Origin of the sequence: Halarsenatibacter silvermanii (assembly GCF_900103135.1) — a bacterium.
Lineage (GTDB): Bacteria > Bacillota > Halanaerobiia > Halanaerobiales > Halarsenatibacteraceae > Halarsenatibacter > Halarsenatibacter silvermanii.
Genome location: NZ_FNGO01000014.1, coordinates 1 through 14,036 on the forward strand (window position 1 = coordinate 1; position 14,036 = coordinate 14,036).

Genomic DNA, 14,036 nt, shown 5'->3' on the forward strand with positions numbered 1-14,036 from the left:
GCATATTTAAGTGTGTGAGACCTCAATTTATATTTCTTTCCCTTGATCAGATTTAGTATGAATATTGTACTACCCACAACTAATTAACTCAAACATAGATTTATAGGAACATGATTTTAAATTAAATTTATGATATAATCATTCAAAGATAAATATTATGATATGAAAAAGGAGGAAATATTTCGATATGAATTCAGCCAGTAAATTTGCAAAAACCCTTTCCTACAGCAGCAGCTCCAGCGGATCTGATAAACCCGAAACTCGAATTTTAATCGGCGATGGCGCTCTGGGAACCGAGTTGATGAAATCAGACCGGAAGAATATTAACTCTCCTCTGGAGTTCAATCTTCATGCTCCCTCAGAAGTAAGAAGAATTCATAGAAGATATCTCAATGCAGGCTGCCGGTTAATTAATACGAATACATTTTGTGCCAATAGTTTGTATCTGGAAAAGCAGGGTCTTGCTGAAAAAGTTGGAGAAATAAATTTGAGAGGAGCGGGCCTGGCCGAAGAAGCCAGAGCTGATTACAAAGCCTATCAGCAGAAAGATAAAGAAATCATCATAACTGGCAGTGTGGGGCCTACGGGTTCTGAAACTGCAATCTTTCTCGACGAGCAGGAAAACAGGAAAAAAGTTCAGAAAACCTTTCTGGAACAGATAAAATATTTAAAAAGAGGCGGAGTCGATATTATCACTTTAGAAACCTTCTCCTATCATAGAGAACTAAAACTGGCCGCGGAAGCCGCGGAAGAAGCTGACATGCCCTATTTTATGAATATGACAATGACTGATCCGGAAAAAACCGAATATGGCAGCACAATTGAAGATCTGGCCGATATAGCCGAAGATGCCGATGAAGAAAAACTGCTGGCTGTTGGTCTCAACTGCCTGACACCCGACCAAAAATTTAGAACCGCCTGGCGCTCACTTGCCAATCAGCTGGATTTTAATCTTCCCATTGCTCTTCTCTATAATGCAGGAGCACCTGAACTTGATACTGACCAGGGAAAAATGATCTATCCTCAGGACGAAGGTTTTTTCGAGGAGTACCAGGAATTTATCAGCTTCATGAAAGGTTATGACTGTATCATCGGAGGCTGCTGCGGAACCACTCCTGAAACCATCGAAAAACTCAAAGATCTCTTCAAAACATCCTAATCAATTTACACTTAGGAGATTTGACCAACTGTTTCGGATAATAACCCAATATTTTAATCCAAATGTTCAATCGTTACTTCATAAATTTCAGCCAGGTATTCACCTATAACCGGCAGATCAGCTTCTACAACCTCCTGAGCAATCATCAATGAAAGTCCGCTTAAAACAGTCAGTCCCAGTGCCAGTCCTAACCCCATGGCCAGACCGCCCAGAAAAGTTGTGAAAACAGTTAATACAGGCGAGGTTTTAAATGCCAGCATTTCGGCTATCATAAATCTGTTAAATCTTTCAGAAAAAGCACGCAGGCGGCACTCCCAGGATGAATCAGGGCGTTTCCATGTTTCTTCCTCGTTTTCTTTTGTACTGTTGAGCGAGGAATTTTTTTCAGTCTTCATGGGATATCTCCTCATCCAGAAGTTCAAATTTAATTTTGAGATCATTGGTGGAAAAGTAACTGCTTCCAAGATAAAGCCTGTAACAAATTTGCAGTTCTCCCCCGATAATCTCATCTGCACTTTCTCTGGTTATTATATTCAACGAAACAGTTTTTGTCTTCATTTCAAGTTTGCCCTGGCCGGTCTTATAAAAACTACAATGAGTCTGACCTTCGATGAATTTTTGTTTGAGACCACCTGAACCCTTCCTTTGAATCAGAACTCTTTCTTCTTGAGGGTTGAATTTAAGAGTTGTACGGGCTCCGGACAAACCTTCCCCGGTTTCATTATACAGAAGATATATGCTGCCTCTTTTAACATACATCAACCCCTCACATTCAAATTCAAGCTCTTCCTGGCCTCCTTTCGATATTTCCTGTCTGTTTAAAATTTCAAGCTGAACTTCTTTTCTGCTCAATGCTGACCCTCCAGATTATGCCGCCTATAAAAATACGATATATAAATTATAAATAACCTGAAGTACAATTTTATCTCCGGCAGATTTGGTCTTGTTCCACCCTCCAAAATATGATAATATATCAATAGTGATGCCGAAGTGGCGGAACTGGCAGACGCGCCGGATTCAAAATCCGGTGGGCGTCAGCCCGTGTGGGTTCGAATCCCACCTTCGGCACCACTTTTTTTATTTCTGCTCAACGAACTGAATTTACCAGCTGCCCCAGTCCTTCAATTTCGATTTTGACCTCATCTCCACTTTTGAGATAGCGCGGTGGAGAAAAACTTTTACCCACTCCCGCCGGTGTCCCGGTCAATATTAAAGTCCCCGGCAGAAGCGTCATCATTTTAGAACAATAACTAACCAGCTGTTCCGGGTCAAATATCATATCTTTTGTGTTTGATTGCTGTCTTATTTCCCCGTTTACATAACTGCGGATCTCACTGCCGCCCTCTTCCAATTCGGTCTCTATCCAGGGTCCAGCAGGACAGAAAGTGTCAAAAGATTTTGCCCTGATCCACTGGCCGTCATCTTCCTGACAATCTCTGGCAGTAACATCATTGACACAGGTAAATCCCAGGATTGCTTTTCCAGCATTTTCAGGTTGAACATCGCTGGTTTTTTCACCGATCACTATGCCCAGTTCAGCTTCATAGTCAACTTTTTTCGGAGCTGCCGCCGGCAGCTCAATCGGTTTTTCAGGGGGTAAAATACTGCTGGTTGCTTTCATAAACATCAGAGGTTCATCCGGTATGCTGCTTCCCAGTTCTTCTGCATGCCCGAAGTAATTTAATCCTATGGCTATTATATTGGGTGGGAATACTGGCGCCAAAAGCTGCACTTCGTCCAGGCTGTGCGATTTTTCGCTCACATTGTAATCCGAAAGAATATCTCCGCTTATTTCTAAAATCTCTCCTTCTTCCAGTCTACCCTGATGAACTTTTCCTGCTTCTGTTTCAAATCTAACCAGTTTCATTAATTCACCTCTTCTCGAAGTAACGCAGTGTCAAAAGATCTAGCCTTTTAACCAGCAATTTATTTTAACCGGTAGTTTAACATAAAGGTAATGTTATTAACAATTTCTTTTCAATTTCTCAAACTCCTTCTTAAAAAGCAAACCTGATTTATAGGTTCTTGATTTTCCAATTTAAAGCATATATCATAAAAATGTCGAGCGAACAATAAAAATTTATTATTCGGGGGGATTAATATGGAGATAAGATGGCTTGGTAACGCCTGTCTGGAAGTTAGAGATCAGCAAAATCTGCTGCTGGACCCGAATTTTTTGCTGGAACCGGAATTTGACCCCGATATAATCCTGGTAACTCATGAGCATGACGATCACGTATCTTCAGAATTCATAGAGAATTACGAAGCCAAAAAACTTTTTGCCCCTTATACAGTTTTTGAAGAACATGATATTCAGGGAGAAAAACTTGCTGCCGGCGAAGAAATAGCTGGCAGCATCCAGGCTTACGAATGTGATTGTTATGGTTCTGATTACTCGCTGTGCTACTATTTTGAAGGACTTTATCATACGGCTGATGCATCTCAATTTCCAGCTCCCGGCGGAGAGGTAAACCTGATGTTCACCGCCTGTTTTCCCGATTTCTATCAGGATTATCTCCAGCGCTGCAGGGAGATTGAGCCCGATCTAGTCATCCCCTATCACTACAATCCCGAAGACCAAAAAGAGCTGTCAGAAGCTGAAGGACTGGTTAAAAGGCTGCAGGATAACGGCTTTAACGCAAAAACTATCTCTCCCGGTCAGACAATAGAAATATAATCTTATCAGTATTTAAATTTGAATCCATTTTTTCAATAGAGACATTATTCCTGTTCTTCCGAACGGAACATTCTGTCCAGTATTACTGCCAGTATAACGACACCCAGACCGGCTTCAAAACCCATGCCTATATCCACCACAGAAAGTGATCTCAGCACCGGCTCGCCCAGGCCGCCTGCTCCAATCATAGCAGCGATAACAACCATCGAAAGCGAAAGCATGATGCACTGATTGATCCCCATCATAATTGAAGGGCGTGCTCCCGGCAGTTCAACTTTTAACAGCATCTGCCACCAGTTACAACCAAATGCCTGGCCGGCTTCTTTCAGCTCTTCATCGACCTGGATTATGCCCAGATAGGTCAGACGAATAGGTGGAGCTATAGCAAAAACTACAGTAGCTATAACTCCCGGAACATTTCCCAGGCCAAAAAACATCAGAGCTGGTATGAGGTATACAAAGGGAGGAATCGTCTGCATCAAATCCAGTATGGGGCGGGAAATAAAATGAAATATTTTGCTGTGAGCTTTTATTATTCCCAGAGGAATACCTGCTGTGAGGGCAATCAAAACCGAAGTCAAAATTGAGGCAACAGTAACTAGCAATTCCTCCCAGATACCCATATTGAGCACCAGCAGCAGCCCCAGGATAACAAAAATTGACAGAGATTTGCCGCGTAGCTTCCAGGCAATCGCAGCTACAGTCAGTATTAACAACAGGGGCGGCCACAAATTCAAGAAGTTTTCAAATCCACCGATCATACCGCCAACCATATTGGAAAAAGCATCCAGAGGGCCGGAAAAATTTGCTATCAAAAAATTTACAGCTGCTTCTATCCAGTCCCCCAGAGGAATATCAAATACCAAAACTTCCTCCAGATAAGTAAAGATATTCATGCAAATCCTCCTCATTCTTAATTATAAAAGCAGTGGAGCAGCCATCCGGCTATCAGCTGCTCCACCGCTGAATTAGTATATATTTTCCCGGTCAACTAATTTGTTTTAAGCTGGATAAAGTTCCTGCTGGCATTTTTTTAAATATCTTATTCAGCAAAACTTTCTTCCAGAGCTTCCAGAGCTGGAGTTTCGCCATCGGCAGCATAAACTCCTTCTACCCACTCTGCCACTATGTCCAGATTGGCGCCGACCCACTCTTCTGCTATCTCAGCAGGTTCTCTCTCTTCATAACCATATTCATAAATCCACTCGTCCTGCCATTCTGTTTCCACTTTTATCTGAGACATCAATTTATATACATTGGGCATCTCTTCACCAAAACCTGTCCGCTGAGCTGTTTTTACCTCGTCAGATTCACCCCAGATATTTTCGGGATCCTCAAGAGGTTTGATATCATAGGCCAAATTCATCCAGTGCGGCTCCCAGCCGTTGAAAGCAATCCAGTCTCCCCTCTGCTGGGCTCTGTCGACTTCTGACAGCATACCGGCCTCGCTGCTGGCCACTAACTCCCAGTCCTCCAGGTTGTAGGTGCTATCCTCTATGGCATTTTGAATAATAATATTACCATCATTACCGGGCTCGAGCCCGTAAATTTCATAACCAAACTCCTCACCATATTCATGGAGATCGGCCATCGATTGAACTCCTGCTTCATAGGCTTCCTCATTTACATAAGTAGCATAAAGCGCCTCTTCCAGATTGGTGGCTATCGGTTCAATATCTCCAGCTTCTTCGTGCTCGCGATAGGTTACTTCCATGGTGGGAAGCCAGACTCCCATGAATAGATCAACTTCCCCCCGGCTCATTCCCTGAAAGAGAACCTCCTGCATATAACTTTGCATTTCAGTTTCGTATCCCAGCTCGTGCAGGATAGTCCGGGCCACCTCAGTCTTCACAGTAACTCCGGGCCATTCCACGTAACCAAAATGGATGACCTCATCTTCGGCAGCAGCCGGTTCAGCGTCCAGCCCAACAAAAGCAGCAGACATTATAAGTGCGATAACGAGCACAGAAATAGTGAGACGAGTTCCTTTCATTTTTTATTCCCTCCTCGGGTAGATTTTATTAATATATAAGAATTGATAAAAATTTTCTATCAGCCTTCTCAAATATCAGTTGAGGAATCGAGATTGGCAATCACATGAGTCTTGACGATAACTCCTAAAAGCTTATTCTCTGAATTAACCACGGGCAGCGGCAGGCTCGTACCGGCAACCCGCGAAAAAAGCTCGCTGACGGGTTCATCCAGACTCGCCGTTTCTCTATCAGTTAAGTTATCGGTAACATCTTCTTTTTCCTCATCGAGCATCTCTTTTACCTTATCTATCTCCAGAACTCCCAGATATTTTTTATTTCTATCCACCACAAAAATACTTGTTAAACCTTCCTGATTCATCTTATGTAATGCTGTTCTGGGTCCCTGATTCTCATACAATAGATCTGCCGGCTTGGCCATAATGTCTTCCGCATTTAAAACCCTTGATCTATTGACATCTTCAACAAATTCAGCAACATATTCATTTTTGGCTTCGTTTAAAATTTCCTCATGATCACCAAGCTGCACTATCACACCATCTTTCATTATGGCGATTCTATCACCCAGCTTTAGTGCTTCATCGAGATCATGAGTGATGAAAACTATAGTTCTTTCGATCTCTTCATAAAGATCAAGCAGCTGATCCTGCATATCCTTTTTAATCAGAGGATCCAGGGCACTGAAGGGTTCATCCATAAGCATAATATCTGTATCAACTGCCAGGGCCCGGGCCAGCCCCACCCTCTGCTGCATGCCTCCACTCAATTGATCGGGATGCTGATCCTCATATCCGCTCAAACCGACCATATCCAGCGCTTTTTGAGCTTTTTCACGTCGGACTTCTTTTTCAATTCCCTGAACCTCGAGCCCAAACTCCGCATTTTCCATCACAGTTCGAAATGGAAACAAAGCAAAGTTTTGAAATACCATTCCAAAATTTTCCTGGCGATATTGCCTTAAATCGCTTTTATCCAAATTCATTACATTTTCATCATCTACATAAATATTTCCTTTAGTGGGCTCAACAATTCTATTGATACAGCGCAGCAGAGTGGATTTTCCACTCCCGGAAAGACCCATGAGGACAAATATCTCTCCCTCTTCAACCTCAAAATTGACATCGTGAACTCCCACAGTATTTCCTGTTTTTTCAAGAACTTCATCCTTACTGTAACCCTCTTCCAGCAGCGGGAATGCCTCTTCCGGTGAATCCCCAAATATCTTCGAAACATTTTCAACCCTGATTTTGCTCATGAATGTCTCTCCTTTCCTGTTAAATTCCCCGAATAAAAAGAAAGGTACAGAAATATGTACTGCAGCTAGCTGCACCCTTCAAACATATCTCTGTACCTGTTTATGTTATAATATATAAGAGATACTCATTTTAACCCAGCAAATAAAAAATTTCACACCAGGCTAAAACAATTTTCAAAAAGAGTTCAAAATATCCTCACTTTAAGGATTTCATAAGAATACTAACAAATAATCTTGACCTTGTCAAACCTAAGCGAACTTATCCTGATAATCCTTTTGAGCTGCCTCAATCAGCTGGCAGGCTTTCTCAGACCCATATACAGTTTTAACCACGCATTTAGGCTCATCAGCTTCCGGCCCGGTTTTATAACTCAAAAAATAATGCTTTATTCTGGTCATAATACCTTCAGGCAGATCTTCCAGACAACTGTACTGGTTGTAAACCGAATCGTCTTTCAAAACCGCGATGATTTTATCGTCTGCCTCCCCCCTGTCGAGTAATCCGAGTCCCCCAAGCGGGCGAGCAGTCATAAGAATGTCGCCATGAGGAACAATTTTCTCTGTCAGAACCATGACATCGAGAGGATCGCTATCACCTTCCAGATCAGCTTCTCCTATATCCTCAGCCATGATACTTGAGACCCTTTCACCACAAAAGGTTCTCGGCATCATACCATAGGGAGCAGGAGAATAACTGGAAAATCTTTGAGGCCGGTCAACTTTCAGAAGTCCGCTTTTTTTATCCAGCTCATATTTAATTCCATCCTGAGGTACTAATTCTACATAGACGTTGATGATTTCGGGAGAGTTAGGTCCGGCTTCAATACCATGCCAGGGATGGGCCATCATGTTATTTCTTTCTGTCAATATTATCATTCCTTTCTATGAATTAAATAAAGGATGGTCTCCGGCCAGAATCATAAATAGCCTACAAAAATATAGCCAGTATAGCAGAACCTAACATCCAGCAGTAATATGCAAAAAAGAAAAGGCTCTGCCTCTCGACAATATGCTGAAGCAATTTGATCGCTGCAAAACCCGAAATAACTGCTGTAATCGTTCCTGTTATGATCATATTTACTCCCACATCCCCTGTTCCCGTCTGGATAACTTCTATCAATTCCAGTGATGTAGCTGCCAGCACAACCGGCACAGACATCAAAAAAGAATATTTCACCGCCAGCCTTCTATCCAGACCGCTGTGGAGTCCGCTGACTATTGTCATACCCGACCGCGAAAGACCGGGGAAAAGAGCGAGCATCTGGGCCAGTCCTACGATAACCGCGTCCTTAAGCTGCATCTCTTCCATATCCCGCCCCTTGTTCGCAGCATATTTAGAAGTAAATAAAACCAATCCTGTTACCAGCAGCATAAAACCCACAATTATAGTAGTGGCAAAAACTCTGTCAAAAAAAGGTTTGAGAATAAAGCCGACCGTGCCCACAGGCAGAATTCCGATGATTATGTATTTAACTAAGCGGGGATAACGCGGGTTGAATGAAAAAATTTCTTTTATATCCCGCCTGAAAACGAGAATAATGGCCAGTAGATTGCCGAAATGTAGAAAAACGCTCAAAGTCAGTCGCTGCTCTATTCCAAAAAAATGCTGCAGAAGAACGAGATGACCTGAGCTGCTGACAGGCATCGGATCAACTACTCCCTGTAAAAGTCCCAGCAGAACAGCTTCAATTAGCTCTGTCAATTCCAGTTCACTCCTAACCTGTTTATTTCAAATACTGCTTACAAAATTTTAGTTTCTCTAATCATCGTCCCGGTCATCGGGAGACCCGATGTCATAGACATTTTCCTCTTCAGGGGCTGAATTGTCAGATCCCCGATGCTTTTTTTTATTAAAATTTGAAAAACCAAAAGTTATAGTTTTGTTCGAGGAAAAGCTTTTCTTCTTCAGATGATTGCCTACATGTTTTCGCACCAGCCTGGCTGCCCTCGGCCGCGAGAACGGCAGAATAAAGGTAAAACCCAGAACATCAGTTATCAGTCCGGGGGTCAAAAGCATACCCCCTCCTACCAGTATCAGAAGACCTTCAATCATATTGAGGGTGGGCATCTGCTGCCGACTCAAACTACTTTTAATTCTGTTCATAATCAAAAATCCCTGCATTTTTGCAGCAGTTATACCGATAACGCCGGTTGCAGCCACAAGCACCAGCGTAGGCAATAAACCTATTCTCCCTCCAACCCAGATCAAAAGTGCGAGTTCAGCCATGGGTATCAGGGCAAACAACAAAAGTAGTCGGATAAACATAATTTGCTCCTTCCCTAATTCACAGGAATGATAAATTATAAAAAGCGATAATCCTATTCGGTAATTCAATATCCAATCAAATCACTTCTTCTCCTGACAAAAATCCTGTAGAAAAAAGCTCCGAAAACAAAACCCCCTATATGAGCCCACCAGGCTATCCCCCCATAACTGGCTCCCATCGTCAGGGTCATGGTACCATAATAAACCTGTGTCAAAAACCAGAACCCCATAAATACAAATGCCGGAAGAGTTGTGATATAGGGAAAGATAAATATCGGAATCATAGTTAAAACTCTGGCCGAAGGAAATAAAAAAGCATAGGCGGCCATCACACCAGCTACAGCACCAGAAGCTCCTATAACCGGTATAATGGAATTTATATTGAAGTACATATGCGTCGAGGAAGCAGCCAATCCACTAAGAAGATAAAAAATCAAAAACGAAATTCTTCCCATTCTATCCTCAACATTGTCACCAAAAAGAGCCAGAATCCACATATTAACTATCAAATGCCCCAGGCCTCCGTGCATAAACATGGAAGTGAAGATCGTATGAAATTCCCCCGCAGGATTCTGCCTGAAATAGATGGGAATCAACCCATAAGTCTCAATTACTCGATGAAGAGTGACCTCCGGCAGCCTGGCCTGCTGGATATAGATAATAATGTTTATCGAAATTATTAACCCTGTAGCCAGAGGAATTTTTTGCCTGGGAACATCATCTCTTAAGGGTAGCATATTATATTTTCTCTCCCAAGATTTAATACGACTTCTCTAACCCATAATAAAATCCATCAGATCGATATATCTTTTATCAAAACACGGGTGGAAATGAAGAGTAAAATATATTATTCTTGTCTAAAGAGGACAATGAAAATTAATTATTAAGTTTATTAGGAGGTAATACTATGGTATCGGAGTCTGGACTAGATATCAAGCAGATCAAAAAGGATTTAAAGCTAATTCTGGAAGATATGATAGAATTATCAAAATTTAAAGCTGAAAATGTGATAGTCATCGGCTGCAGCACCAGCGAAATAGCCGGAGCAAATATCGGAAAAAGCTCCCGGCCAGAACTGGCCCGAAAAATATTTCCGATAATAAAGTCTAAATTATATGAGGAAAACTTAAATCTCGCGTTTCAGTGCTGCGAACATCTCAACAGGGCCCTGGTAACCGATAAAAAAATTGCGGAGAACAGAAATCTGCCGGTGGTAACTGTCATACCTCATAAAAATGCAGGAGGTGCTCTGGCAGCTGAAGCTTATAATCAGCTGGAAAATCCGGTGGTGGTGGAAAAAATAAAAGCGGAAGGTGGAATCGATATAGGAGATACCTTCATAGGCATGCATCTCAGAGAAGTCGCAGTTCCCATACGCAGTCGGCTTAATTATCTGGGGGAAGCTCATGTAACTCTGGCCAAAACCAGGCCAAAACTGATAGGTGGAAAAAGAGCTCACTATCCCGAATAAGAAAAATATCTTTGAAATATCAAAACCCCAAAATAGATTGAATAGTAACCGCAAAAATTAAAATGGGGTGGATGAAGGGATTCGAACCCTCGACCTCAGGATCCACAATCCTGCGCTCTAACCCCTGAGCTACATCCACCACATAAATATACTCATTAATTATCTTTTCCACTGTAAATTATACCCTGATTAAAAGCTTTTGTCAAGGATTGATTAAGAAAAATTAAAGCTTTGCTTGTGATGGAGATGTCTGAATGATTTCCACAAACATTTCGGCCAATTCAGGGTCAAACTGCGTTCCTGCACATTTATTTATTTCTTCTAAAGCTTCATCATTGCTCATAGCTTCTTTATAAGGTCTACCAGCAGTCATCACATCATAGGCATCTACAATGGAAATTATTCTGGATAAAAGAGGTATTTCATCACCTTCTAACCCTACAGGATAGCCGCTGCCGTTCCAGTGTTCGTGGTGATAAAGAATTGCCGGGGCGATAGGAGAAAACTCCTCGGTTGCCGATGCTATTTTATAACCCATCTCGGGGTGTTCTTTTATAATCTGCCATTCTTCTTCTGTTAAATCACCATTCCTGGTTAAAATATCTTCGGAAATTGTAACTTTACCTATATCATGAAGAGTAGCAACCAGCGTGAGGTCATTAACTTGCTCACTGTTTAAGTCGGCCTCATTTCCCAATTCATGAGCAAGCTCGGTCATTCTCATCGAATGCTCTCTTGTCTCTGCGCTTTTTGCTTCCAGAGTTGCCAGCATATTCTGTACCAGCTTATTTTCCGCACTTCGCGACTTTGTTAATTTATCTTTATACATTCTTTCATCGGCTCTATTAAAAACAGTTTCGAATGAGATTTCTTCTTTCTTATTAGCTGCAAGGCCAATACCTAATGTAATCGGTATATCTTTGAATTCTGCCTCTTCAGATGCACTCTCAATTCTTTCTATGATTTCTTCGGCCATTTCCCTATCTGTCTGAGGTAATAGGATGACAAATTCATCGCCAGCCCAGCGCGCCACCAAATCTTCACTTCTGGTAATATTCCGTAATATTTCCGAGACTTTTATTAAATATTTGTCCCCTACATCGTGTCCATAGGTATCGTTGACTATTTTGAGACCATTGACATCACAGTATATTAAACTGATAGGATGCTGTCTTTCTGTATCCAGGCGCTCCATCTCTTTCTCCATAAAAGTGCGGTTATATAAATCTGTCAGGTCATCATGAAAGCTCATGTATTTTAATTGCTCTTTTCGTTTTTTTCTCGCGGTTATATCCTGGACAAAAGCTAATTCATACTTCTTATCTTTATACTGCAAATAACGGCTTATCACTTCAGCCGGAAATTTTTTCCCAGCTTTTCTTATCAGCTGTGTCTCCAGCTTGTCATGCTTTTTTTCATTAATCCTCTGCCACTCCTTGTCATGATTTTCTGTCTGAAAGTTCGGGTCTATATCAGCAACTTTCATACCAACTAACTCATCTTTTGAGTAACTCAAAATTTCACAGGCTCTATCATTGGCATATTCAAATTCGCCTTCAGGGGTCACCCAAAAAACTCCCACAGGGGCTTTATCCACAGAAAATTGTGTTAGTTTGAGATCTTCTTCCCTTTTCTTCCTCTCGGTTATATCCCTGACAAATTCTACTATACCTGTAACTTCTCCTGTATCCTCTTCAATCATGGGATAGCTAAAAAGCTCTAAATGTTGAGATTCAGAGTCTTCCAGCCCGGGAACTATTTCTTTTTCTACCTCTCCACTCTCCAGAGCACGCAGAGTAGGACATTCTTCGCAGGGCTCATTCTTATTGCGATATACCTGATGACATTTTTTGCCTTCCAAGGGAGCATTTTCACTATACAATCTCTTCATAGTATCGTTGGCATATCTTATTGTTAAATCAGGGTCCAGAACAGAGATTCCGTCCTGGATGCTTGCCAGTATTGCTTCCAGATAGTTTTTGGTTTTTTGTAATTCCTCTCTATTTCTTTTTAATTCAGTAATATCATCGTATATAGTATAAGCACCTTCTATCTCATTTTCAGTAACTATAGGCACACCATGGAATAAATACTCTCCAGGATTGCCTTCTTTGTCATAACGAGTACCTTCACCTCTTTTTTTATTGCCGCGAAGAAATTCATTTGTTGCCTCTCTGTCAGCATAACCTTCTTTACCCCATTCCAAAACATCATCTAAATGCTCTCCCTTTATCTCCGATAATTGATAGCCAAAACAATTTTTAAATTCTTCATTAATATCAACAATTTTACCCTCATCATCAAGCATGGCTGTAGCAGAAGTGTTATTTTCAAAAAGAGATTCAAAACGTTCTTTTTCCTTACTTAGCTCCCTTTCAGACTTTTTGCGTTCGGTGATATCTCTGGATATCCCTTCCACTCTTACTGGCTTATCATTCTCATTATATATCATTTTGGCTTTATCCTGGACCCATTTTATATTGCCATCTTTAGTTATTACTCTATTTTCCTTTACTGCTCTGCCTTTTTCTTGAACCTCTTTTAATACCTTTTCATCCAGGTGTCTATCCTCAGGGTGAGTTGCCTTCTTCCACAATTCAGGATCTTCTCTAAATTCCTCAGGAGAGTAGCCATATATATCTTCAGCGGCAGAATTTATAAATTCAACGCTTAGATCAGGCCATGATAAAGACCAGATTACATCATCTGTATTATTTAAAATATTATTGAGTTTCTCTTTATTATTTTTTAATTCTTTTTCTGTTTTCTTTCTTTCAGCTATATCTTCATGCATCACTGCAGCTTTATTTTCTGCAAATGTCTGTACCTTAAGCTTAAACCAGCGTATTTCCTCAGCTAAATGACAGGGGTATTCCAGAAAAAAGTTATCCATCTCTCCAGCCAGCACTGCCTCTATACCCTCAGCTGCTTTTCTCGCTGTTTCAGCCCCTTCTCCTTCGGCATTTCTTGCTATCTTTAAATAATCTTCTCCCAGGCCATAATTATCCCAGGCCATATCATTGGCCCGGGCAAACTCTATCCAGGCTTTGTTTATATATATAATTTTTCCTTTTTCATCCAAAATTGCTGCATTTTCATCCATTGTATCAATAAAAGATAAAAATTCTTTGCTTATCTCATAATCATCAGAGAGTAGTTTTATGGAATTGGTTTCCATATCATCACCTCTTTTGCAGGTTAGGGCAACTCCAATAAT

The 14,036-nt window shown here is 41.2% G+C and carries 14 protein-coding genes and 2 tRNA genes; 4 read left to right on the plus strand and 12 right to left on the minus strand.

Translation table 11 applies throughout. The features are described 5' to 3' along the window. The first annotated feature begins 187 nt into the window (after positions 1-187). The gene (locus BLT15_RS08150) at positions 188-1,159 is read left to right on the plus strand and encodes a homocysteine S-methyltransferase family protein (protein ID WP_089760580.1); all 972 of its coding nucleotides are present in this window, start codon (positions 188-190) and stop codon (positions 1,157-1,159) included. 53 nt (positions 1,160-1,212) lie between these two features. On the opposite strand, the gene BLT15_RS08155 is transcribed toward BLT15_RS08150, so the two are convergent. Further along, positions 1,213-1,554 (minus strand): DUF5665 domain-containing protein, encoded by a 342-nt coding sequence (locus tag BLT15_RS08155; protein ID WP_089760582.1) that lies wholly within the window; start codon positions 1,552-1,554, stop codon positions 1,213-1,215. After that, on the minus strand, positions 1,544-2,011 hold the full coding sequence (locus BLT15_RS08160; protein WP_089760583.1) for a YwiB family protein: 468 nt from the start codon (positions 2,009-2,011) through the stop codon (positions 1,544-1,546). The genes BLT15_RS08155 and BLT15_RS08160 overlap by 11 nt, the downstream gene beginning before the upstream one ends. Before the next feature lie 132 nt (positions 2,012-2,143). On the opposite strand from BLT15_RS08160, the gene BLT15_RS08165 reads away from it, so the two are divergent. Next, positions 2,144-2,230: transfer RNA gene (locus BLT15_RS08165), tRNA-Leu, on the plus strand. Positions 2,231-2,246: 16 nt separating this feature from the next. Here BLT15_RS08165 and BLT15_RS08170 read toward each other — a convergent pair. Further along, a complete protein-coding gene (locus BLT15_RS08170; protein ID WP_089760584.1) occupies positions 2,247-3,026 on the minus strand; it encodes a fumarylacetoacetate hydrolase family protein in 780 nt (259 codons plus the stop codon). A gap of 234 nt (positions 3,027-3,260) precedes the next feature. On the opposite strand from BLT15_RS08170, the gene BLT15_RS08175 reads away from it, so the two are divergent. Beyond that, positions 3,261-3,836, plus strand: coding sequence for an MBL fold metallo-hydrolase (locus BLT15_RS08175; RefSeq protein ID WP_089760585.1), 576 nt, complete (start codon positions 3,261-3,263; stop codon positions 3,834-3,836). Between the two features lie 44 nt (positions 3,837-3,880). Here BLT15_RS08175 and BLT15_RS08180 read toward each other — a convergent pair whose 3' ends face one another. The 7 genes from BLT15_RS08180 to BLT15_RS08210 all read right to left on the minus strand — a co-directional run bounded on the left by BLT15_RS08180 (position 3,881) and on the right by BLT15_RS08210 (position 10,085). After that, complete coding sequence (locus tag BLT15_RS08180) at positions 3,881-4,732, minus strand: ABC transporter permease (protein ID WP_200769723.1); 852 nt, start codon at positions 4,730-4,732, stop codon at positions 3,881-3,883. A gap of 146 nt (positions 4,733-4,878) precedes the next feature. After that, the gene (locus BLT15_RS08185) at positions 4,879-5,829 is read right to left on the minus strand and encodes an ABC transporter substrate-binding protein (RefSeq protein WP_089760587.1); all 951 of its coding nucleotides are present in this window, start codon (positions 5,827-5,829) and stop codon (positions 4,879-4,881) included. Positions 5,830-5,897: 68 nt separating this feature from the next. Next, entirely contained in the window at positions 5,898-7,082 is a 1,185-nt protein-coding gene (locus BLT15_RS08190) for a quaternary amine ABC transporter ATP-binding protein (RefSeq protein ID WP_089760589.1), read from the minus strand. 249 nt (positions 7,083-7,331) lie between these two features. Further along, positions 7,332-7,958 (minus strand): inorganic pyrophosphatase, encoded by a 627-nt coding sequence (locus BLT15_RS08195; protein ID WP_089760591.1) that lies wholly within the window; start codon positions 7,956-7,958, stop codon positions 7,332-7,334. A gap of 52 nt (positions 7,959-8,010) precedes the next feature. Beyond that, positions 8,011-8,784 (minus strand): undecaprenyl-diphosphate phosphatase, encoded by a 774-nt coding sequence (locus BLT15_RS08200; RefSeq protein ID WP_089760593.1) that lies wholly within the window; start codon positions 8,782-8,784, stop codon positions 8,011-8,013. 57 nt (positions 8,785-8,841) lie between these two features. After that, a complete protein-coding gene (locus BLT15_RS08205; protein WP_089760689.1) occupies positions 8,842-9,348 on the minus strand; it encodes an FxsA family protein in 507 nt (168 codons plus the stop codon). A 65-nt stretch (positions 9,349-9,413) separates the two neighbouring features. Next, positions 9,414-10,085: a rhomboid family intramembrane serine protease gene (locus BLT15_RS08210; RefSeq protein ID WP_089760595.1), complete on the minus strand. Its 672-nt coding sequence runs from the start codon at positions 10,083-10,085 to the stop codon at positions 9,414-9,416. A 170-nt stretch (positions 10,086-10,255) separates the two neighbouring features. Here BLT15_RS08210 and BLT15_RS08215 point away from each other — a divergent pair, with 170 nt between their 5' ends. Beyond that, on the plus strand, positions 10,256-10,819 hold the full coding sequence (locus BLT15_RS08215) for a TIGR01440 family protein (protein ID WP_089760597.1): 564 nt from the start codon (positions 10,256-10,258) through the stop codon (positions 10,817-10,819). A 63-nt stretch (positions 10,820-10,882) separates the two neighbouring features. On the opposite strand, the gene BLT15_RS08220 is transcribed toward BLT15_RS08215, so the two are convergent. Beyond that, positions 10,883-10,958: transfer RNA gene (locus BLT15_RS08220), tRNA-His, on the minus strand. Positions 10,959-11,042: 84 nt separating this feature from the next. Further along, on the minus strand, positions 11,043-13,997 hold the full coding sequence (locus BLT15_RS08225) for a PAS domain S-box protein (protein WP_089760599.1): 2,955 nt from the start codon (positions 13,995-13,997) through the stop codon (positions 11,043-11,045). Positions 13,998-14,036 lie beyond the last annotated feature (39 nt).